The organism is Rhodobacteraceae bacterium Araon29, assembly GCA_039640505.1.
In the GTDB taxonomy this organism is placed as follows: Bacteria; Pseudomonadota; Alphaproteobacteria; order Rhodobacterales; family Rhodobacteraceae; genus CABZJG01.
Genome location: CP046865.1, coordinates 2,672,156 through 2,692,416 on the forward strand (window position 1 = coordinate 2,672,156; position 20,261 = coordinate 2,692,416).

Below are 20,261 nucleotides of genomic sequence, written 5' to 3' on the forward strand. Positions count from 1 at the left end.
TGCCAATTTTATGGGCACCGCTCCCATTGGCCGCTAAAGCCGCCCAGAACTGCGGAAACTTCATCATCACTATCCTCTGATGAGACCTGCGCCACAAGGCCGCGCTTCTTGTCATCAATCACGGATTGCACCCGCGCTGATAGCCCCGCCTCATCCAGTGCAGCGTCATAAACCCGGGTGATTGCCTTTTTACGCAGATCGGGCTTAAAGACTTTTCCAACCGCTGTTTTTGGCAGCTCGGGCATGATTTCAACATGCTTCGGATGCGCTGCGCGCTCTGGTACATTCTCAGTGCAAAAATCCAAAAGCTCAGCCTCGGTGACGGTGGCGCCCTCGATCAACTCGACATAGACACAAGGCAACTCGCCAGCATGGGCATCAGGCTGACCAATGGCACCAGCAAAGCCCACATCAGAATTACCTAACAAGGCCTCTTCTATCAGTGCAGGGTCAATGTTATGCCCCCCCCGAATAATCAAATCTTTGGCACGGCCAGTGATCCATAGATAGTCATCACTGTCGATGCGGCCCAGATCGCCGGTACGCAAATGCGTATCTTGGTAATAAAGGTCCTTGTTTTTGTCACTTTCGGTATAGGTATTGCCGGCCCATACCCCGGGGTTTGAGATGCAAATTTCCCCAATTTCATCGGTGGCACATTCAACCAAACCCTTCCCAGAGGATTTGACGATTTTAATATCTGTATAGGGAAACCGCACTCCAATCGAGCCGATTTTCTTTTCCCCGTCTACCGGGTTACCAGAGACAAGGCAGGTGGCCTCGGTCAGCCCGTAGCCTTCGACGATGGTCACGCCTGTTGCTTCCTCAAACCGGCGAAAAAGCTCGACCGGCAGCGGTGCAGATCCAGAAAATGAGGTTTTAACTGAGCTGATATCCGCATCAACAGGGCGCTGCATTAATGCTGAAATAGCCGTTGGGACACCGACAATGAAAGTCACCTGCCAGCGCTCGACCAATTTCCAGAAGTTATCAAACACACCATCGCCGCGATATCCTGCAGGCGTCGGGAAAATAACATGCGCGCCGGATGAAAGCGCGGCCATCAAGATCACATGGCTGGCGAGCACATGAAACAATGGCAGCGGGCAGATTACATTATCCTCTTCGGTGAACAGTAATGTAGAGCCCACCCAACCATTGTAGATGATGCCAGAGCTGAGGTGCTGCGCAACTTTTGGCATACCTGTGGTGCCGCCAGTGTGGAACAGCGCAGCGACGCGGTCTTCTTGGATATCTTCGAAATCAAGAGTGGTGTTTTGCTTTGCCATCTCGGTGTTGAAATCAAGAACTTTGGCCTGATGCGACACAGGGTTCTTTGGCCGAAGCAGCGGCACCAACCAACTTTTGGGTGGGGTCAGATAGCGGTTCAGGTCGATCTCAAGCACCGTATGAACGTTCGGCGCATCGGCTACAGCCTGCGCGGTCGTTTGCGCCACTTCACTTTTTGGAAAAGCTTTTAATGTCACCACCACTTTGGCATTGGTTTCGCGCAAAACCGCTGCGATTTGCGCCGGATCAAGCAGTGGATTTACCGGGCTGACAATGCCCGCTGTCGCACCGCCTAAAAGGGCCAGAACTGTTTCATTGGAGTTTGGCAGCACATAGGCCACCACATCATCACGGCCGATTCCAAGGCTGCGGAATAAATTGGCCGCTTGCGCAGTTTTTTGCTGCAGCTGCGCCCAGGTGAATGTTTCGGCTTTATCTTGCGCCCCTGACTGCAATTGAAAACTTATGGCATTATGATTTGGAAATTTTCCAGCTGTTTGTGACAGCAGGCTAAAAATTGATTTTGGAACATCGCGGTCAACCCACGGCATTTCCTTTTCAAAAGCGATTGAATCCGCGACAGACGCAAATGGCATTTTTGTTTCCCCTGTTCATTATACATCCCGTTTCTATCCCGAAGAGCATAGAAAAAAGATGCCCCGTCAAAAGACGGTGGTTATGTTTGACTAACAATAACCAAAGTATAAGCCCATGGCAAAGGCATCGTTAGGTCAAAATGATCTTAGCTATGCCGCTGAGGCCCCATCGGTAAATTGCAGCCGCGCCAAGCGCGCATAAAGACCACCTTCGGCCACCAATGCCTGATGGCTGCCACTGGCAACAACCCGGCCCTGATCGAAGACGACAATACGGTCTGCCTTTTTCACAGTGGCAAGACGATGCGCAACAATAATTGTGGTGCGATCTCGAGCTAAGGCTTCGACTGCCTGCTGCACAGCGACTTCGCTTTCCGCATCCAGCGCACTTGTGGCTTCATCAAGTAGTAAAATCGGCGCATCGCGTAAAATCGCACGTGCAATGGCAATGCGCTGCTTTTGCCCACCGCTTAGCATCACGCCTCGTTCGCCCACATAAGTATCGTAGCCATCTGGCAAATCAGAGATAAAACCATGCGCTGCCGCCGCCTGAGCGGCATCTTCAATTTCTTTATCCGATGCTGACGGCCGACCAAAGCGGATATTTTCCCGCGCTGTGGCCGCAAAAATAATCGGGTCTTGCGATACAAGCGACATGGTTTGGCGAAAATCATCACGGCGCATTTGCCCAAGCTCTACCCCATCCAATGTAATCTGGCCCGAATCAGGATCATAAAATCTTAAAATCAGTTGAATAATGGTGGTTTTGCCAGCCCCTGAGGGGCCAACCAAGGCGACGGTTTCTCCAGGTTTTATATCTAAAGAAATGCTTTCAAGCGCAGCAGCTAACGGCCGCGTCGGATAACGAAACGTTACATTTTCAAACTGAATTGCGCCTTGGCCATTGGAACGGCGCGGGGTTGGGCTAATCGGGTCTTTGACGGTATCTTCTACTGCCAATAGCTCGACCAGCCGGTCCGTGGCGCCAGCCGCCCGTTGCAATTCGCCCCATATTTCAGACAGCGCCGCAACTGAGCCGGCAACCATCACAGCATAAATGACAAATTGAACAAGCGTGCCAGGAGTTAAAGCGCCCGAGCGTACATCACGGGCGCCGATCCAAAGCACACCAACAATACCGGCAAAGACCAAGAAGATCACAATCAGTGTCATCAAAGCGCGGGTATTAATCCGCCTGCTTGCCGAGTGGAAACTTTTTTCCGTGACTTCGGAAAACCGTTCCCGGGTTTGGGTTTCATGGGTAAAGGCCTGAACCGTTTGCACCGCGCTTAAGGCTTCGGATGCCGTGGCCGAACTTGCCGCGATCCAATCTTGGTTCTCTTTGCTGAGTTTACGCACCCGGCGGCCTAAGGTCAAAATCGGGATCAAGATCGCCGGAACGATCAGTAAAACCAGTGAGGTCAGCTTTGCCGATGTCACCAGCATCAAAATCAACCCGCCAAAGAAAATCAACACATTGCGCAGCGCAACTGAAACTGACGAGCCCACTACAGACAGGATTAATGTGGTATCGGTGGTGATCCGGCTTAGAACCTCGCCGGTCATAATGCTTTCATAAAATGCAGGGCTCATTGAAATGACCCGATCGAACACCGCTTTGCGAATGTCTGCCACCACCCGCTCGCCGAGCCGCGTGACCAGAGCGTAGCGCAGCGCTGTACCCATAGCCAGAAGCAGCGCGACCCCGAGGGCGGCGGCGAAATACTGATCTAATATCGCCTCTTGTGAGGTATTGAAATTATCCACAACCCGTCTCACGGCCAAGGGCAATACCAAAGAAACAGCCGCCGTGAGCATCAAGGCAAACATGGCAGCCGCAATCAAACCCCGATACGGTAAGATAAACGGAAATAGCCCGGTCAGCGCCGTCAGTTTGCGCGATGTTTTACGGTCGGTTTCGAGCGGTAGCGGAACAGAGTCGCGAGTCATACTCATCCTATATTTGCTGCTGCCTGCCTTAAGGCCAATTCGGTGAGGCAGGTCAAGCAAAAGCCGCAAACAGCAGCTTAATCCCTGAACACTAGATTGCGTCTTGGCCCTTTGAATTCAAGTCCATGCACCATCACAATCTACAGTATGGTCATTTTTTATCGAAATTTACTGTGAGATTCTCTTTAATAAAAAAACATTTTTGACTTTTCCTCCGGTGTGATTTGGAGAATTGCTTCACAAAATAGGCATTATTGCGTCTCTCTAGAAATTTTCCCTTTGATATTTTTAAAATGAGCATCAATAAAGATAAGTTATTTATCTTTCTGGTTTTATTTACTTTTTTGGAGATTCCACAAAAATATACTGGAATTTTCGCTTGAAAAAATTCGCCTATTGCACATTTGCATGAATTGCTTTGCAATCATGTCTATTGGAGAATTCAGCTTATTGTACTTACCGTTTTGATAACTTCACGCGCTTGTGTGTGGTGATGTTAGCAACTCTGGAACCTATCGATGCCACTCTCGAAAACTATTTCTGTCAGCTCTGTCAAACTTACGCAACATAGCGTCGGGACAGCACATTTTGGAGGGAATGCCCTGAACCGCGTTAACGTTTCTGAAGCGGGTGAAGTTTCTCCAAACTTTCTCGAAAGCGCAGCGGCTTTGGGATTGACAGACCTACGATATCCCGGCGGTTTCATGGAGGACGAAGGGGACTTGTTAGCACAAAGCTCACCGCAGGAATTGGCCCCGCGATTGGTCAATTTTCTTGCAAAGATACGTCAACACAACACAACAGAAAACCCATATACGGTCACCGTGGGTATTCCGACCAAAAACCTATCTGAAAAGGGATACGACAGCGATAGCTACGCGCAGAAAGTTTTTGATTTTGCGCATCTTCTTGGACGCGATTATGCGGATGTGGTCAGGAGCATAGAAATTGGCAATGAATATTCAATTGGCTCCAAATGGCTGTCTGAAACGGCCTATGGAAAATGGGCTAATGTCGCAGCAGAGGCCTTGGAAAATGGCTTTAAGGCAGCTGGATTGGAAGGCGCAGAGCAACCCAAAGTCTTGATACAAATGGCGGAAATTTTTGGCCGTGGCAGTGACTATGGGGGAACAGGAAACCACAATTTAGCCAATGCCGCGATCATTGCACAATTGGACGACCCTGCAATCAAGGCAATCGATGGGGTTGTTCAGCACTACTACTATATCAAGGACCATCAGGGCTCTGATGACTTTGCCGGCTCTGGAAACGGTTCAAGGTTCCACACCGAAACACGTCATTTGCAGAAGAAAGTTGAAGCTTGGGACCAGCAATGGGCACAGGTATCAACGCGCGATCTGGATTTAGTGTTTACAGAATGGAATGTTCAAAAATCCAATGCAGATCAGCTTGGATTAAAAGGCGCCGGGACGCTTTTAAAACAGTTTGAATATATGCTTGAACTTGGCGTTGATGCCGCCCATGCTTGGCCGATTCAGCATAAAACCCCAAATAGTATAGCAGGCAATCCCGCTGAACCCGCCGCGCTCACACCTGCTGGTGGAGCGTTCCAACTGCTGTCTCAGAATTTTGCAGGTTCATCAGGTGCCGCGTCCGCCCGCCTGCTAAAGCTTAACCTTGAAGAAAAGCTGACGGGCTTGGAAACCGTTGCATTCCGCCAGGACTATAAAACTCTGATTTATATATCATCACGCTCAGCACAAACCACACAGTTCACAATTGATTTGCGCGGTATTGCCCCAGATATCACTACCGTATCCGGTGTGATCCTTGGCTATGATCCTACCAGCTCTGATGGGTTGAGCGAAATGGGTGACGCAAACCACAAAAACCGTGTGGCAAAACGTGAAATCAGCTATATTGAGTATCTAGACTTACAGTCTCTGGCATTTTTTGATGAGACAAATCAAGATCATATTACTGTAAAAGAAACTTCTGGTGGTGAGGTTAAATATCTGACGTATTTACCCCAGTTTGATGACATTCTGCCCAAAAAACCCGATCCAAAAACCATAGAAGATTACTATTTCGCCAGCGAAACAGACGTGCAAGCATCGTATAAATACCTCACTTCATCAGATCTTGGGCCAGTCGATAATATCACTTTCCAACTGAACCCTTATGAGGTCATCGAATTCAGTATTAGTCATTCAACAAATCAATCAGGTTTTACAAATACCTCACATACATCAAACATTTTAGATCTTCCCCAAAAGCCGGGGACGATAAAAATTGATAGCTTGGTTTTCATCTGGACGGGAGCGCAGGGCAAGATATGGACAGAAAATGACTTTGAGGACACCGTCATCACCACTCCGTCCTTTTCGTTAGAAAGTCAGTCGGTTTTTGGTGATGGCACAAGCAATAAAATAGAAACAGGGGCCGGTGCAGATTTCGTTTCTGGCGGGGGCGGTGACGATATTCTGCTCTCTGCTGGGGGCGATGATTTTATTTCCGGCGGCGCCGGTGATGACAGTATTGATGCAGGTGCTGGCAGTGATACACTAGAAGGGGGTGCTGGAGCCGATAGCTTCGTATTTCGCAATTTTGATGATCTTGACCAAGACATGATACGTGACTTTAACCCTAAGCAAGACAAACTGATACTGGTCGGAATTTCCAGTGGGGGCCAATTGGGCCGGTTCAAAGATATCCTAATTCGGGAAACTGAGCAGGGCAGCGATATAGTTTACGGCGATTACCATCTGCAGTTGATCGGAGTAGACGATAAACAATTCTCTATAGATGATATAATTTTTATCTAGAATTTTGATCTAGCATTAAACGTTAAAGAAAAATTCATTCGCAGAAATATCCTCGTGCAGAAGGTTTTTGAATATAATACCTTGACCCAAAACATCCAGCCAAAGATCCTGGCCAACGTCAACAAAAATCAATTCAGAATAAATTTCTTGAGCGTTTGCACCGGAAAGACCTGAAAGATAGATGGTGTCTAAAGCCGGGTCAAAATCAGCGATCACATCAATCTCGCCCGGGATGGTGGGATAAAACACAAACCAATCAGCGCCGCTGCCACCAGAAAGTAGATCCGAACCAAATCCCCCGACAAGAACATCCTTACCGGTGCCGCCATAGATCCTATCTGATCCATTGCCGCCGCATAGGGTATCATCGCCCCCCTGTCCATAAAGTACATCATGCCCCCCCATGGCCATAAAATAATCATTGCCTGAACTGCCGTTCATGCCTTCGCTGTCCGCATGGCCAATTTCTGGCAATTTGTACACCGTGCCTTGGCTTGGCGAAGTGTCAATTGCTGCCAGAATAGCGCCTATATTGCTAAAGGCAGCCGTGATAAAATAAGGGCCTGCCTGTAGTTGAAAGGGCTCTGATACCAGTTCGGGATACTCTGCAATATCCTCCGCAGTGAGTGGAAAAGAAAAATCTGGCTGTGGCTCTGCCAGAACAACACCTTGATTTAATGGCAGCGCAGTCGCTGTCGGTTGGCTCATTTCTTGGGGCTGCAGATGCACATCAAAGTGGGTAAGATATGTAATTGTTTGGCGGCCAAAGTCATCCGCAACAAGGCTTGTTCCGGATGCAGATTTGACCACCAATTCCTCACCCCAGAAGTGAATTGTGACGCCATCAGATGCTTCAACAAAGGTCAGCTGCGCAGAGCTGTAAAGCATCGGCCACAAGGATAAATCCAATGTATCTTGGTGAATATCAAAATCTGTTATCAGATCACTTTTCCCATCCGATGTAAGCACAAAGGTGTCACGCCCAACGCCCCCGGTCATGACATCATTGCCCGTCCCGTCGATCAGATAATCATCGCCCTCATATCCGTTGATCGCAGATGCATCGGGTGCCGAAACGAGCAATTCATCCGTCCCACCGGCGGCGCCCTCTGCCGCGCCAAAATTACTAATATCAATTGAAAAAACCCCAAGACCAGTTTGAGATTTATCGCGCACCACCAGATAGACAACCTGCCCACCACTTAGCAAACTTAAATTGCTAATGGTGCCGATGCCCGCCTCTGGCCCTACAATAACCGTGGTGTGATGAATTAGTCGTCCCGTTGGCAACAGCTCAAAAAAGCTGATCCCGCCGTCATTACCTGCGGCAGCGATCAACCCTCTGCCTTTAATTTCGACATAAGCGAGCGCAGAAATATTTTCTATCCGCAGAGCAAGGTCATCCAAAATATGATCGACTGGTTTTAATTGCCCATCTTCCAGAACGCGCAAAACGGTCAGTGAATTTGACCCCTGCGATGCCACCAGTAAAAACCGAGCTGGCCCTAGGGCAATCATTTCAAGCTGGGAAATTGCATTGACTGGCAAAGATTGCGCCTGTCCGACATTGGCCACCAGCGAAAGTTGCCCATCGGTTTCCAAGGAAAATATCGAGAGGCCATTTTCAACACCAGAGGCAGCATAGACATAGGTGGTCTCGCCGATGCGGGCTGTTGCCAAATCACACACCTGCTGCAAATAGCCTGCCTCACTATCCAAAACGCGGCTTGTAGAGGCTCCAATCACACTATCTTTATACTGAAAAACCTCCACACCCTCACCATCGCTGGCAGCAGCAATCACAAAGGATTGATTTCCGCTTGTTACACTTGCCAAGTGTAGGCTTTGGCCTGCGGATGATGACCCAGCGGACTGAACCAGTAGGCTGTTTGAGATGTAATTTGCGCTTTGATAAAGCCCGTCAAGACCACCTATTGCCTGCGGATCCAGCCAATAAGTTGATGTTCCTATTTGCATCTCGACCCGCTGAGAAGCGACCAATGCAGTGGCACTGATTTGTTCTAACCCACCTGACTGCACCTGATAAGTCAGCGTCTGCAGCGCCTGATAATCATAAACCGACAACTGCCCCTTGGCAGTATTTGCCAATATGCCGATAGGTCGTTCATCATGACCGGCAATAGATTCCCCAAATGACCCCAGCCACTGTGCATTTATCATTTTCTCACCCAAAGCGCCCCACGCTTGGGGATCAAGCTTGACGATTAAGGTTTACGGAAATTTAACAAACTGTGGCATTGTGGGGGCAGATTCATAAAGATTTAACAAAACTGGTCAAAGCGGCCTGAAATACTCTGGGAATTTTCCGCCCAACTCGCTATCAGGCTTGCATTAGCTACAGTTTAGATGTTTTGACAGACTTAAGAGATTTGCAGATGGATAAATTTTGATGAAAATTGCAATGATTGGAACTGGATATGTGGGGCTGGTATCGGGCATTTGCTTTTCCGATTTTGGCCACAGCGTTATTTGCGTCGACAAAGACCCCAAAAAAATAGATCTGCTCAACTCTGGCAAAGTTCCCATTTATGAACCCGGCCTAGACGCGCTTATGGCAAAAAACGTAGCGGCTGGCAGGCTTTCATTTTCCCAAGATTTGCAGGCGGCAATAGATGGGGCGGATGCGGCATTTATTGCCGTTGGCACCCCAACACGGCGCGGCGACGGACATGCCGATCTGCAATATGTGATGGCCGCGGCCAAAGAAATTGCTCAAGCCGCAAGCGATTATTTGGTGGTGGTTACAAAATCCACAGTTCCTGTGGGCACCAACAGGCAAGTCAAGCAATTGATCCGCAAAACTGCGCCTGCGCTTGAATTTGATGTTGCCTCAAATCCCGAATTTCTTCGCGAAGGGGCAGCAATTGAGGATTTCATGAAACCTGATCGGGTAATGATCGGGGTGCAAAGTGACCGAGCCGCCGAGGTGATGGCGGAAATTTACCGGCCACTTTATCTGCGGGATTTTCCAATTATCACTACTGATCTGGAAAGCGCCGAAATGACGAAATATGCTGCGAACGCGTTTTTGGCCACTAAAATCAGTTTCATCAATGAAATTTCCGCGCTTTGCGAAAAGGTTGGCGCCGATGTTAAACAGGTGGCCAAAGGCATGGGGATGGACAACCGCATCGGCAGCAAATTTCTTCATGCCGGGCCGGGTTACGGCGGAAGCTGCTTTCCCAAAGATACCAAAGCGCTTGCCCGCATCGGTCAGGAAAATGCCGTTGCGATGCAAATCACCGAAACTGTGATTAAGGTCAACGATGAAATAAAACGCCGGATGATCGAAAAGCTATTGGAACTATGTGATGGCAGCTTTAACGACAAAACAATTGCCGTGCTCGGAGTGACATTTAAGCCAAACACCGATGATATGCGCGATGCGCCCAGCCTGACCATTGTTCCCGCGTTAATTGGCGGTGGCGCTAAAGTGCGTCTATGTGATCCCCAAGGCCGCCATGAAGGCGAAGATTTACTGCCCGGCGGGCGATGGGTCGAAGACCCCTATCAGGCATCACAAAACGCTGATTTGCTGGTGATTTTGACCGAATGGAACGAATTTCGTGCCTTGGACTTGAAAAAGATTGCCCGCAAAATGAACCGAGCAAAAATGGCTGACCTCAGAAATATCTATAGCGCCAAAGATGCTAAAAAAGCAGGCTTTGAAGCCTATGACAGCATTGGGCGGGCACCATTTTTTAAAGAGCCCTCTTAAAAATTACTTTATCACGCGTGCGCAGGGCTTGCTGCGCATTAACCAATTTAAGATCATAGTTTGGTCCACATTCACTGCGGACTACACCCAATTATGACTGAAAATTCTTCTCGTTTATCCCTGCCCTACATGCAGCCGTCACAGGCACAAAAACATGTCACCCATAATCAGGCTTTGCGCCAATTGGACATATTGGTGCAAATGGCAGCTATTTCAGACAGTATAAACAGCGCCCCCCTAAGCGCAGAAGAGGGTGACTGTTTTTTAATTCCGCAGGGTGCCAGCGGCGCATGGGTTGGTCACTCTGGCAGTATTGCCCTATGGCAGGATGGCAACTGGGCCTTTTTGACCCCGCAGCCTGGGTGGCGAATTTTTGTGCTTTCAAGCCGGGTCCTGCGGGTTTTTGATGGCACTGATTGGCAAGCGATCAGCGGCAGCGCACATGGATCAGGCGATGCTACCTTTGAAAGCTTATCTATTGGCTCAGAAACCTCAGACCAACAAAAATTGGCAGTTAAAACGGGAACCGCATTGTGGACAGCAACCCCACAGAGCGAAGAGGGGTCCGGCAGCCTTTTGCATATCCTCAACAAGGAAAGCACCGAAAAGGATGCGGGTTTCATTTTCCAAAGTGACGGCCAAACCCGTGCTTTGGCTGGGCTTTTGGGCACAGATGATTTTCGCATCACAACCACCGAGGATAATATCACTTTTCAGGACGGGCTGCGCGTGGATGCAGCTACCGGCTGCGTTAGCTTGCCCAATTTGCCAAGGTTTCACGCCTATACCAACTACCACAATGACGCCCCGGCAGATCAATGGATAAAGATCGGGATCAATATGGCCGAATTTAACAATCAAGGCTGTTTCGATCCGGCCAAAAACGTATTTCGTGCGCCGACTAAGGGCAGTTACTATTTAGCCGGGCAAGTCATGTTCAAAGAAACCACTTCAAATTCAAGCCAACTGCAAGCACGGTTGGTGCGCAATGGTATGCATGAAATCAAAGCATCCCTCGCTGGGAATACAGCGCCGCACATAGATGGTTTAAGCGCTGTCAAAACCGAAGCTTTTGTCACGCTCAACGCCGGGGAAGAGGTCGAGCTGCAAGGCTTTGCAACTGCCCACGGCTGCCAATTTGCCGAAGAATTTACTTTTTTCTGGGGCTATAAAATTGGCTGACCAAAGAGCTAAACTATACCCTTGCCCATCTCACGATGGTGTTCTTTATCACTTTGGCCATGGCCTGAATTTTACAATAAAGTTCCCCCGCTTGTGGCCTTTATCAATGCGGGCATGTGCGTCCTTGATCTGATCAAGAGTAAATGTGGCTTCTATGATTGGCTTAATGGCGCCTGACTGTGCCAACTTAACGATCTTATCTAGTGATGCGCGCGTTGCAATTGACGTACCCCCAACGACTTTATGCTTGCCAAATGCGCTTCTAAATAGTGCGGCCAGGCCTTCGGCCAGCGTTCCTGTAACAAGCGCAAAGCGTCCTTGTTTGTTGAGCAGATGATGGTGGGTTACATAGGGCGTCGTGCCTAGGCAATCCATGATGACATCGAACTTTTCGGTAAGGTTTCTAAGGTTTGCCGCAGTATAGTCGATGCAGCTTTTTGCCCCATTTTTCCTTAGAAAGTCATGATTTACCGATGAGGCTATGGCGGTAACATGCGCGCCCATTTGGCTGGCGATTTGAACTGCCGCGATCCCAACCGATCCGGCCGCTGCATTGATCAAGATACGCTCATCCCTCTTGAGATCAGATTTTTCTATAAAGTACAGGGCGGTGATGCCCCCAAAGACCAATGAGGCAGCTTCGGTAGGGGTAAATTTGCCCGGTACGTGCGCGATTGCAGCATCTTCGCTGATCGCAACAAATTCTGCATGAGTGGCCATTTTCAACTCAGTGCTGCCGAAAACCAAATCCCCCAGTTTGAATTTTGTAACACTTGCGCCGACCTGCGTGACTCTACCGGCAAACACTGTCCCAAGGGTTTCTATGCGGGGCCTGTTGAAGCCAAACATCAATGACATCAGAAATTTGTAGCCTTTTGGGACATTCTTTGAGCGGATGCGCGCATCGCTGGAATTCACGCTTGCCGCTTGGTTCTGGATCAGCACTTGGTTGGCTTTTAGAGTTGGTATAGGCCTTTTTGCGATCTGAATAACTTCAGGCCCTCCAAATCTGGTTAAAACTGCAGCTTTCATCGTTTCAGGTGTCAAATGCCTGCTCCTTTATCAAATCCACGGCGCACAAAGAACTTTTCTGCAATCACAAGGTTTATGATCCAACCAACAACCTGAATAGCGTCATCCAAACACCGCTTAAACCACCGATAACTGCCCCCAAACCTGCAAGGCGTCCCAGAACCCGGTGCAACCTTATGCGCCTGCACGCGCTGGTAACGGATAGTTGCAAAGCACCGAGAACTAGAAAAATAATATTGCCGATGCCGTGAATGAAAAGCGGTAGATTACCCACAACAGCGGGGTTGAAACCGAGCAGCCATTGATCTGCCCGTATAATTTCAGCGCGGCGATACAAAGTATCCGCGACTGGAATAATGCAAAATGCGGCCAAGACATAAGGTACACTTCGAGTGGACATGGAAATAACCATTTGTAAGCTCCTATTGGGAAAAAATTGCGCTTATTTTTGGACTAGATCTTCGTAGAGGCTAATCTTTAAACTGGATCGAAAATACATCGCTAATTTCTTTGCCAAAGACGCGGGCAATTAAAAAGGCCAGCTCAAGCGTCGGATAATATTTGGCATTTTCGATCGCGACAATGGTCTGGCGGGTAACACCGACCTTATCGGCTAGGGCTTTTTGCGTCATCTCATCGGCATCAAAACGCAGACGGCGGATCGAGTTTGTTATGGTTAGCTTTTGGGCCATATCAAAAGCTCATTCGGTAGCGGGCTAATTTGGCGAACTCGCCCACAAGTCCCCCAAGCGAATAGCTAAACATCAATAAAATAAGGCAGTCGATTGGTGCGTATCCAAACTTTATCCCTGCGATAAGGGCGATAAATCCAGCACCGGCAAAACCGATCGTGATTTTATTTCCTGTGTTTGCGATCATCTTGTCCCGCTCGTCGCTGATGAAATTATTGTCAGCCTCCCCCCAAAAGATAGTTTCGATGATCGAAAAAAGAACCGTACCAATGATGGCGATAATGATCCCTGCACCAATGGCAATGATGATAACCCAAAACATCGTTTCCGCCCATGTTTGGATCGCATCAGGGCCCTCCATTAGGCCAGATGCATAAAGGTTTCTGACTTTTATAATGATCCAAATGTTAATAGCGATCCCAGTGATGATCTGAAGGACGGTGTTTTTTTCTTCGTGTGACATGCTTTCCATTTCTTGTGTCGTAAATATGCGACTCAGTGTCAAAAATTATATACTCATGCTAGTTTCAGATTCTTAGTATGTCAAATATTTGTTACATAATGTCTGCTATTTTTTACATATAGCGGCAAATAAAGAAAACCTGACGAAAGGTTTTTTTGCTGTACACCGGCAAAACGAAAATAGCCTTGGAACTATCTGGGCCCTTAAATTTAAGCCGCAAAATTGGTATCGTTCTATGCACTTTATAACTGTCGGCTGTCAGGATCTATCCAACAGGACACCGCAAATATAGCTGGATTTATTGTCACTTAGCAGATGTGGTTATGGCGTATAGTATCCGATTCCTAGACTGATACGCTTAAAACCATTTTGCTTGAATTGGACAAACTCATAGACCGCATGGCGCTGCAAAGCTTCCATGCGGTCATACACAGGCTGCAAAATCACCTTTGCGTTGGTTATTTCTTCAAAGCATCCCGAATCTCGGTTAGAAGGTCCACTTCACTTGGGCCTACCGGCGCTTTTTCAACAGCCACTTCCTTTTTGGCAGAGGCCTCTTTCACTTTATTCACATAGCGAACCAACATGAACACCACAAAAGCAATAATCAAAAAGTTAATGACTGCCATGATGAATGCGCCATACGCAAAGACAGCAGCACCTGCTTCTCGGGCTGCCTCCAATGAGGCGCCTACAGCGACATCCCCGGCCAGTACGGCATACATATTGGTAAAGTCCACACCGCCCATGAAGAGTCCAATAAACGGGTTGATCAGATCACCAACCATGGATTTTACAATGGCCGTGAAGGCCGCGCCAATAATGATTCCAACGGCCATGTCCATGACATTGCCCTTGGCTATAAAATCTTTAAATTCTTTAAACATGTTGTCCCTTTCAACTTTGTTTACCTACAGGTCTTCCTGTTTTTTCACCCTACTAAAAGTGTCGTAGTAATCACAGCCTAAAGCCATGATTGGGAAAAGTGTTTCAGTAAACCATCGGGACCTTATCTAAAGAAGTGAAATTGTCTGCGTAGTCACATACTTAAGTCAGAATGTCGGTCTGAAATCTGCTAAGAATCTGTGTAGTTCAATACCCAAGCAATGCTTTTTCATGATAATTTTCTAGGTATTTCATCCATCGGTAGGCTGCATTACTCTACCGATTTTTGGAGCGGGTAGCGGGAATCGAACCCGCACCTTAAGCTTGGAAGGCTCTTATGATACCATTTCACCATACCCGCTCACTGAAGTCGGGTGATAAAACAACCCCCATGGAGCGTCAAGCCAGAAGATCGCTCTTCATACGGAAATCGCACCAATCAATTTGGGCCCACTAGCGCGGTTAGAATTAACCGCAGTATCCACACGGTGAAAGCAAAGCGCGTCATCTGGCAAAGGTTGCATTAAACGGGCGGCCCCTTTGCCGGCCTCACCCAGCCACAGCGGCCAGTCCTTTTGCGGCAAAATCAACGGCAGACGATGATGCAGCGCTTGCATCTGCCGATTGGCCTTGGTTGTCACAATCGCGCAAGTTTTCTGCGCTAGCTCGCCCTGCCCCCAGCTTTGCCAAACCCCTGCAAACGCCAGCGGCTCTGCGTCTTGGCGCGCAATATACCAAGGCAACCTTGTGCCGTCTTGGGTTTTTGTCCACTCGAAAAACCCTGTGGCCGGGATCAGGCATCGCCGCATACGGCAGGCTTGTGCAAAGGCGGGCAGTTGGGCCAGAGTTTCGCTTCGGGCATTGATCAACAAGGGACCACCATTTGGTTTTTTATACCACTTGGGAATAAAACCCCAGCGCATCTGCACCAACCGCCTTTGCACATCACTGTGCTCAATCACATGTATATGATTGGTGGGGCAGACGTTATAATTGGGCACATCTGGCAGTTCATTGGACGCGGCAGCGTCAAACAGCCGCGCCATAGCATCCACTGGCAAAGTTATCGCAAAACGTCCACACATATAGGTGGGCTTATCAAGGCTAATTTCATTTGGAAAGTCTGGTCACACAGCAACAGCTGCGCTATGCACTGCCCCATGTTGAATTTTCTGGATTATCCCACCAAGGCAAGTCCGCCCCTGCCTCCGCTTTTGATCGTTCATGGGCTCTATGGGTCGGCACGCAATTGGGGGGTCGTCAGCAAACGACTTGCTAGTGACCGGCGGGTGATTGCGGTTGATCTGCGAAATCATGGTGATAGCCCGTGGTTTGACAGTCATAGCTATTTTGACATGGCGCAAGATCTGGCCGAGGTGATTACCCATTTTGATCAGCCTATGGCGGTGATTGGGCATTCTATGGGCGGAAAGGCCGCGATGATCCTTGCGCTTGAACGTCCTGAATTGGTCGACCGCTTATGCGTTGCAGATATTGCACCAGTGGGCTACAGCCACGACCAAAGCCAATATATCAGCGCGATGCGTTCTGTGGATTTGGCGAAAATAGAAAAGCGATCCGAGGCGATATCAGCGCTTGCAGACGAGATCGAAGACCCGGCTTTACACAGCTTTTTCACCCAATCCCTAGACCTAAAAAACCGCCGCTGGAAGCTTAATCTGGATGTGCTTGAGCAAGAAATGCCAAAAATCATCGGCTTTCCCAAAATCGACAAGCAGTTTGAAAAAGCAACTTTGTTTTTATCTGGCGCGGATAGCACTTATGTCACCCGTGAAATGCGGCCCCAGATCAAAGCGCTTTTTCCAATGGCACGCTTTGCCAAAATTCCAAATGCAGGCCATTGGCTGCACGCCGATCAACCCCGCGCTTTTGAAGCCACGCTGCGGGTGTTTTTGGACAGCAGCAGCGGTTAACCTGCCCACGCGGCGTTGTACCACAGCACTCAAGGCGCTCGATCTGGACAATCCTTTTAATCGCACCTTGACCCAAGGCTAAAATCAACTCATATCACAGCGCATGACAGAGCTGAGCAAAATACGTAATTTTTCTATCGTTGCCCATATTGATCACGGTAAGTCGACGCTGGCTGACCGTTTGATACAGTCAACAGGCACCGTGAAGGATCGCGATATGAAAGAGCAGCTGCTCGACGCGATGGATATCGAGCGAGAGCGCGGCATTACGATCAAAGCCAATACGGTGCGCATTGATTATCAAGCCGATGATGGTGAAAGCTATGTGCTCAACCTTATCGATACGCCTGGCCATGTGGATTTCGCCTATGAGGTCAGCCGCTCGATGCGCGCGGTTGAGGGCTCGCTTTTGGTGGTCGACAGCACCCAAGGCGTCGAAGCGCAAACTCTGGCCAATGTTTATCAGGCCATCGATGCGGATCATGAAATTGTACCTGTGCTGAATAAAATTGATCTGCCGGCCAGCGACTGCGACCGGGTTGCGGAACAGATCGAAGATGTGATCGGAATAGATGCATCCGAAGCTATTCAAGTCAGTGCAAAAACTGGCGTTGGGATCAAAGAAACCCTTGAAGCCATTGTCAAACATCTGCCTGCTCCCGGCGGGGACCGAGACGCCCCATTAAAAGCCATGTTGGTGGACAGCTGGTATGACAGCTACCTTGGCGTTGTGGTTTTGGTGCGGATCATGGATGGGGTCCTTAAAAAAGGCGAACGGGTAAAGATGATGTCAAATGGGTCCACCCACCATATTGACCGGATCGGGGTGTTTCGCCCTGAAATGCAGGATATAGAAGCCCTCGGCCCCGGCGAGATCGGCTTTATCACCGCATCCATCAAACAAGTGCGTGATACCAGTGTTGGCGATACGATCACGCATGAGAAAAAGGGCACCGATGTGCCACTTGAAGGCTTTAAACCCAGCCAGCCGGTTGTATTTTGCGGCCTCTTCCCCGTTGATAGCTCTGAATTTGAAGATCTGCGCGACGCGATTGAAAAGCTCGCGCTCAATGATGCGTCCTTTAGCTCTGAAATGGAAACCTCGGCTGCGCTTGGATTTGGCTTTCGCTGCGGCTTTCTTGGCCTGCTGCATCTTGAGGTGATACGCGACCGGATCGAGCGGGAATATAATATCGAACTGATCACCACAGCGCCTTCGGTGATTTATCATATTTATATGCGCGACGGAGAACAGATCGAACTGCATAACCCCGCAGATATGCCCGATCTGAGCAAAGTTGACCACCTAGAGGAACCACGCATCAAGGCCACGATCCTTGTACCTGATGAATTTCTCGGCGATGTGCTTAAACTCTGTCAGGACCGGCGCGGTATTCAACTTGATCTGACCTATGCCGGTAGCCGCGCGATGGTGGTGTATGATCTGCCGCTCAATGAGGTGGTGTTTGATTTTTATGACCGCCTAAAATCCGTCACCAAAGGCTATGCCAGTTTTGATTACCAGCTCACCGGATACCGTCAGGACAATCTGGTGAAGATGTCTATTTTGGTCAATGATGAACCTGTTGATGCGCTGTCGATCATGGTACACCGTGATCGCTCGGAAACTCGCGGCCGGGCGATGTGTGAAAAACTCAAAGACTTAATCCCGCGCCATATGTTCAAAATCCCGATCCAAGCGGCGATCGGCGGCAAGGTCATTGCCCGTGAAACGCTGGCCGCCCTGCGCAAAGACGTGACCGCAAAATGCTATGGCGGCGATGCCACCCGTAAGCGCAAGCTGCTGGACAAGCAAAAGGCCGGCAAAAAGAAAATGCGCCAGTTTGGCAAGGTGGATATTCCGCAAGAAGCGTTCATTTCAGCGCTTAAAATGGACGGCTAGCGACACTTTCCCAGCGCGCGTATAGATCAGACATTGCCGGATGCAGGTATTTTATGCGTGCAGGTCTTGGATGGTACCGCCTCCCCGGCTTGAACGGGGGACCTCTGGATCCACAATCCAGCGCTCTAACCTACTGAGCTAAGGCGGCACTGGCACGCGATGTAGCTTTGCACGGGCGCAATTGCAAGTGTTATTGAGGTTAAGAATGCCAGCAAAGCCCATTTTTTGCAAACCTTGACGATCTTGCAAAACCAGCCAAGGCCAAGTAAGCCCTATAACCGAACAGGGAGCCGCACATATGGGTATCAACACACCATCCGATATTGAAACCAATCTGCAAATTGGACCAACCGACACCGGCATGGTTAGGATATTTGTCACCGGTGGCAGTATCGAGCTTCCGATGGATTTCGATCCTGATGAGGCAGATGAGATTGCACAGGAAATCATGGCCGCTGCAAAAGGTGCGCGCAGTTTGGGGAAATCCTGACCTTACAGGCGGAACTCAGGGTCACGCCAGCGCTGCAGCCGCCGCGCTGCGTGAAACGCAAACTTTTGTAAAAGTGCCTTGCGCCGCGCGGCAGCTAAAGGCGCCAACGGGCCGTTTCGGATCATTTCGCCATCATAGGCATCCGCTATAATCAAACCGTGCTCATCCGGCAAAATTTCGGTTGGAAACTCGGCGTCTACCGCCCAAAAGTAACGGTCACACCATGACAGATAATTTTGCCATTTATCATCACTGGTGAAATCTTCACGCGATGATTTGCATTCAACAATCCAAAGCTCGCCTTTCGGCCCAAGCGCCATTAGATCCACCCGCAGCCCCCTGCTGGGCACAAACTCTTCAATACTGGCGTATCCCAAACTGGTTAAATGACGCGCCGCCCCACGCGCCAGTTTTTGTCCGGGTGTCAATTGCTTTTGAGAAAACATCTCCATCACCAGAAGATAAAATTTACGCCGGATTTTGCAAGTGAGTATTCGAGGTAGCCTTGCTTTTTAGCTCGCTTAAGCCTAGCTGTCAGATTGGCGGTTCTGTTCTTCTCGTGTCCGGTTACATTCCGTTGGCCTTAAGCACTTCCGAGGGAGCTGGCTCTGTTTGGATCCTGGTCCATTTACCTGGCGCCCACCTGTTCACACAGGTCCTCGGGAATAAAACACCCTACGGTTGCTACGGTCCCGCCACTTTATTCACTGCCCAGCGCGGCAGCGGCAGATGATTGCAATATGTGTAAAGGAGTTCCACAGCGATGCCACCAAAAATTATTGGCCTTTGCGGATCCTTAAGAAAAGAGTCTTACAACCGTCAATTGCTTAACCAAGCTGTTGCAGAATTCGGCCCATGCTCTTACGAGGAAATTCTCTTGAACCTGCCGCTTTATGACGGCGATCTTGAGGACCGTGAGGGCATTCCGGATGGGGTGCAACAGCTTGTGGATGCAATAAAAGGTGCCGATGGCGTTATCGTTGTTGGCCCGGAATACAATAAAGGCATTTCAGGGGTGCTGAAAAATGCACTGGATTGGATAAGCCGCGTGCCTGGCGGTGCTTGGAAGAACAAGCCCGTGGCCGTGATGAGTGCCGCAGATGGGCGCACCGGCGGCGAAACTGCCCAATATATGCTGCGCCACTGTCTAACGCCCTTTGGCCCCCGCTTGATCACATCTCCAATAATTGCTGTGGCCAATGCCTCAAAGGAATTTGACGAAAATGGACAGCTCAAAAACGAACGCTATCTCACAGCAATCAAGGGGCTGATGGTCGAACTACGCCGTTTAAGTGAAATACCTCACTAAACTTTATATT

Annotated in this window: 17 protein-coding genes and 2 tRNA genes; 7 read left to right on the forward strand and 12 right to left on the reverse strand. The window is 49.2% G+C overall.

All coding sequences use genetic code 11. From position 1 onward, the window contains the following. Window positions 1-8: 8 nt before the first annotated feature. Together GN278_12835 and GN278_12840 are read right to left on the reverse strand one after the other, a co-directional pair. Window positions 9-1,886, reverse strand: coding sequence for an acyl-CoA synthetase (locus tag GN278_12835; protein ID XAT61560.1), 1,878 nt, complete (start codon window positions 1,884-1,886; stop codon window positions 9-11). A gap of 150 nt (window positions 1,887-2,036) precedes the next feature. Then, on the reverse strand, window positions 2,037-3,836 hold the full coding sequence (locus tag GN278_12840) for an ATP-binding cassette domain-containing protein (GenBank protein XAT61561.1): 1,800 nt from the start codon (window positions 3,834-3,836) through the stop codon (window positions 2,037-2,039). 518 nt (window positions 3,837-4,354) lie between these two features. On the opposite strand from GN278_12840, the gene GN278_12845 reads away from it, so the two are divergent. Beyond that, window positions 4,355-6,622 (forward strand): hypothetical protein, encoded by a 2,268-nt coding sequence (locus GN278_12845; protein ID XAT61562.1) that lies wholly within the window; start codon window positions 4,355-4,357, stop codon window positions 6,620-6,622. Window positions 6,623-6,637: 15 nt separating this feature from the next. On the opposite strand, the gene GN278_12850 is transcribed toward GN278_12845, so the two are convergent. Continuing rightward, complete coding sequence (locus GN278_12850) at window positions 6,638-8,803, reverse strand: hypothetical protein (protein ID XAT61563.1); 2,166 nt, start codon at window positions 8,801-8,803, stop codon at window positions 6,638-6,640. A gap of 229 nt (window positions 8,804-9,032) precedes the next feature. Between GN278_12850 and GN278_12855 the strand changes: the two genes are divergently transcribed. Next, on the forward strand, window positions 9,033-10,361 hold the full coding sequence (locus GN278_12855; protein XAT61564.1) for a nucleotide sugar dehydrogenase: 1,329 nt from the start codon (window positions 9,033-9,035) through the stop codon (window positions 10,359-10,361). 93 nt (window positions 10,362-10,454) lie between these two features. Continuing rightward, on the forward strand, window positions 10,455-11,543 hold the full coding sequence (locus GN278_12860) for a DUF2793 domain-containing protein (protein ID XAT61565.1): 1,089 nt from the start codon (window positions 10,455-10,457) through the stop codon (window positions 11,541-11,543). A 48-nt stretch (window positions 11,544-11,591) separates the two neighbouring features. On the opposite strand, the gene GN278_12865 is transcribed toward GN278_12860, so the two are convergent. The 7 genes from GN278_12865 to GN278_12895 form a co-directional block, all read right to left on the reverse strand. Continuing rightward, window positions 11,592-12,590, reverse strand: coding sequence for a zinc-binding dehydrogenase (locus GN278_12865; protein ID XAT61566.1), 999 nt, complete (start codon window positions 12,588-12,590; stop codon window positions 11,592-11,594). 58 nt (window positions 12,591-12,648) lie between these two features. After that, a complete protein-coding gene (locus tag GN278_12870) occupies window positions 12,649-12,987 on the reverse strand; it encodes a DUF2306 domain-containing protein (protein ID XAT61567.1) in 339 nt (112 codons plus the stop codon). Between the two features lie 58 nt (window positions 12,988-13,045). After that, window positions 13,046-13,267, reverse strand: coding sequence for a helix-turn-helix domain-containing protein (locus GN278_12875; protein XAT61568.1), 222 nt, complete (start codon window positions 13,265-13,267; stop codon window positions 13,046-13,048). A gap of 1 nt (window position 13,268) precedes the next feature. Further along, window positions 13,269-13,730: a hypothetical protein gene (locus tag GN278_12880; protein ID XAT61569.1), complete on the reverse strand. Its 462-nt coding sequence runs from the start codon at window positions 13,728-13,730 to the stop codon at window positions 13,269-13,271. 458 nt (window positions 13,731-14,188) lie between these two features. Further along, window positions 14,189-14,617 carry a large conductance mechanosensitive channel protein MscL gene (gene mscL, locus GN278_12885; GenBank protein ID XAT61570.1) on the reverse strand — a complete coding sequence of 143 codons (429 nt, stop codon included), beginning with the start codon at window positions 14,615-14,617 and terminating at the stop codon, window positions 14,189-14,191. Between the two features lie 285 nt (window positions 14,618-14,902). Then, a tRNA-Gly gene (locus GN278_12890) sits at window positions 14,903-14,976 on the reverse strand. 58 nt (window positions 14,977-15,034) lie between these two features. Beyond that, window positions 15,035-15,700 (reverse strand): SOS response-associated peptidase, encoded by a 666-nt coding sequence (locus tag GN278_12895; protein XAT61571.1) that lies wholly within the window; start codon window positions 15,698-15,700, stop codon window positions 15,035-15,037. A gap of 75 nt (window positions 15,701-15,775) precedes the next feature. On the opposite strand from GN278_12895, the gene GN278_12900 reads away from it, so the two are divergent. Then, on the forward strand, window positions 15,776-16,549 hold the full coding sequence (locus GN278_12900) for an alpha/beta fold hydrolase (protein ID XAT61572.1): 774 nt from the start codon (window positions 15,776-15,778) through the stop codon (window positions 16,547-16,549). Between the two features lie 103 nt (window positions 16,550-16,652). Then, window positions 16,653-18,452, forward strand: coding sequence for an elongation factor 4 (gene lepA / locus GN278_12905; protein XAT61573.1), 1,800 nt, complete (start codon window positions 16,653-16,655; stop codon window positions 18,450-18,452). Window positions 18,453-18,523: 71 nt separating this feature from the next. Here the strand turns inward: lepA and GN278_12910 are convergent. Beyond that, window positions 18,524-18,600: transfer RNA gene (locus GN278_12910), tRNA-His, on the reverse strand. A 150-nt stretch (window positions 18,601-18,750) separates the two neighbouring features. Between GN278_12910 and GN278_12915 the strand changes: the two genes are divergently transcribed. Continuing rightward, window positions 18,751-18,942 carry a hypothetical protein gene (locus tag GN278_12915; protein ID XAT61574.1) on the forward strand — a complete coding sequence of 64 codons (192 nt, stop codon included), beginning with the start codon at window positions 18,751-18,753 and terminating at the stop codon, window positions 18,940-18,942. A gap of 2 nt (window positions 18,943-18,944) precedes the next feature. On the opposite strand, the gene GN278_12920 is transcribed toward GN278_12915, so the two are convergent. Continuing rightward, window positions 18,945-19,388, reverse strand: a complete 444-nt coding sequence (locus tag GN278_12920; protein XAT61575.1) for an MmcB family DNA repair protein — start codon at window positions 19,386-19,388, stop codon at window positions 18,945-18,947. A 317-nt stretch (window positions 19,389-19,705) separates the two neighbouring features. Between GN278_12920 and GN278_12925 the strand changes: the two genes are divergently transcribed. Beyond that, complete coding sequence (locus tag GN278_12925; protein XAT61576.1) at window positions 19,706-20,251, forward strand: NADPH-dependent FMN reductase; 546 nt, start codon at window positions 19,706-19,708, stop codon at window positions 20,249-20,251. The last annotated feature ends 10 nt before the right edge of the window (window positions 20,252-20,261 follow it).

Excerpts from the sequence above, each read along its gene's own strand:
- GN278_12895 (XAT61571.1), bottom strand. The coding sequence starts at position 15,700 with ATGTGTGGACGTTTTGCGATAACTTTGCCAGTGGATGCTATGGCGCGG.
- GN278_12840 (XAT61561.1), bottom strand. The coding sequence starts at position 3,836 with ATGACTCGCGACTCTGTTCCGCTACCGCTCGAAACCGACCGTAAAACA.
- mscL (XAT61570.1), bottom strand. The coding sequence starts at position 14,617 with ATGTTTAAAGAATTTAAAGATTTTATAGCCAAGGGCAATGTCATGGAC.
- GN278_12920 (XAT61575.1), bottom strand. The coding sequence starts at position 19,388 with ATGTTTTCTCAAAAGCAATTGACACCCGGACAAAAACTGGCGCGTGGG.
- GN278_12870 (XAT61567.1), bottom strand. The coding sequence starts at position 12,987 with ATGGTTATTTCCATGTCCACTCGAAGTGTACCTTATGTCTTGGCCGCA.
- GN278_12880 (XAT61569.1), bottom strand. The coding sequence starts at position 13,730 with ATGTCACACGAAGAAAAAAACACCGTCCTTCAGATCATCACTGGGATC.
- GN278_12845 (XAT61562.1), top strand. The coding sequence starts at position 4,355 with ATGCCACTCTCGAAAACTATTTCTGTCAGCTCTGTCAAACTTACGCAA.
- GN278_12855 (XAT61564.1), top strand. The coding sequence starts at position 9,033 with ATGAAAATTGCAATGATTGGAACTGGATATGTGGGGCTGGTATCGGGC.
- GN278_12850 (XAT61563.1), bottom strand. The coding sequence starts at position 8,803 with ATGATAAATGCACAGTGGCTGGGGTCATTTGGGGAATCTATTGCCGGT.
- GN278_12900 (XAT61572.1), top strand. The coding sequence starts at position 15,776 with ATGTTGAATTTTCTGGATTATCCCACCAAGGCAAGTCCGCCCCTGCCT.
- GN278_12860 (XAT61565.1), top strand. The coding sequence starts at position 10,455 with ATGACTGAAAATTCTTCTCGTTTATCCCTGCCCTACATGCAGCCGTCA.
- GN278_12915 (XAT61574.1), top strand. The coding sequence starts at position 18,751 with ATGGGTATCAACACACCATCCGATATTGAAACCAATCTGCAAATTGGA.
- GN278_12835 (XAT61560.1), bottom strand. The coding sequence starts at position 1,886 with ATGCCATTTGCGTCTGTCGCGGATTCAATCGCTTTTGAAAAGGAAATG.
- lepA (XAT61573.1), top strand. The coding sequence starts at position 16,653 with ATGACAGAGCTGAGCAAAATACGTAATTTTTCTATCGTTGCCCATATT.
- GN278_12875 (XAT61568.1), bottom strand. The coding sequence starts at position 13,267 with ATGGCCCAAAAGCTAACCATAACAAACTCGATCCGCCGTCTGCGTTTT.
- GN278_12925 (XAT61576.1), top strand. The coding sequence starts at position 19,706 with ATGCCACCAAAAATTATTGGCCTTTGCGGATCCTTAAGAAAAGAGTCT.